The following is a 1,007-nucleotide window of genomic DNA, read 5'->3' as shown; positions in this document are numbered from 1 at the left end:
TCAAACAGGGCACGGCCAGGCGCAAAATGCCCTCGCATGAACCGTTTTAGAATGGCAGGAGCATTGCTTCCCAGTGCTGGAGTCAAATACCGGTCAACGGGCGTTCGCCAATTTGGACGCCCTATGTCAACTCCAGAAATCGCGCACTTTGAACGGTAGATTGAGAGGATAAGGCTTCTGAAAAATGACTGATTTACGCGTATTTTGAGTTCAGCGATTCTATCTTCACCTCTTCTTGAAATTGGAGCATCAAGCTCTAGATCATACTTATCTTCCATGTTCGTCCCTTGTTTTGAGGCAAGGATTCCTTCGCTCTCGAAAATTAGATCATCCCAGTTATTTGTGAATTCATCCCATACTTCTTTATCGAGTTTTCCGGTGTTTTGCAGACCTTTTATGCCGCGCCGCTGATGATATGGGTCGAAGCTTGCGAAATTGGAGAGTTTGAGGGCAAGGGCGTTGGGTGTTCGATCAATGAGTTTTGCAAGGTCGATAATCCTCGGATTTCTGCCATGAAAGGTGCCGTACGGAATCTTACAATACAAATTGAACGCGAGTATCAGGTCTTCTCTGCTCCAGTTTCTTCTTTCCATGGGCCTTTACGCGGCCTTTCTTTTCTTAGGCTCCTCACCTTCAAAACAATGGTCGTATGAAAACGGTTGCATTCGGGCTGCTTCCCAAACAGTAAGACTTCTGCACTGCAGAGCATCAGGATGAATAAAGTAGTGGCCATCTTTTGCCAAATGAGAAGTGATCGTAGTCGCCGGTAGGTCTTGTACCTGAACACGAAATCTATCTGAAATACGCATAGTACTCCTCTGGAACCGTTCCTGGTTCAAACTGTCGGAAAAATGCGCGTAACTCCAGTGTCCTGTGGGCGTAAGTACCCAAGCAAATATTTTCAAACAAAGTTGATATGATGAACGAAATCGGATAAGTGATATTACGATGTTAATGTCAAAGCCTCTACGAGGAGCCTGCGTGAAGTACGTAAAGCCATTATCCGA

General features: G+C 45.5%; 2 pseudogenes. Both read right to left on the bottom strand.

Annotated features, from left to right (window positions below):
* Positions 1–593: pseudogene (locus tag MWC30_RS21625) on the bottom strand (hypothetical protein); the annotation flags it as partial.
* A 36-nt stretch (positions 594–629) separates the two neighbouring features.
* Positions 630–812: pseudogene (locus MWC30_RS23205) on the bottom strand (DNA (cytosine-5-)-methyltransferase); the annotation flags it as partial.
* Between the last annotated feature and the right edge of the window lie 195 nt (positions 813–1,007).

Source organism: Desulforhabdus sp. TSK, assembly GCF_022836495.1.
Lineage (GTDB): Bacteria > Desulfobacterota > Syntrophobacteria > Syntrophobacterales > Syntrophobacteraceae > Desulforhabdus.
This window is presented reverse-complemented; position numbering and strand designations above follow the sequence as displayed.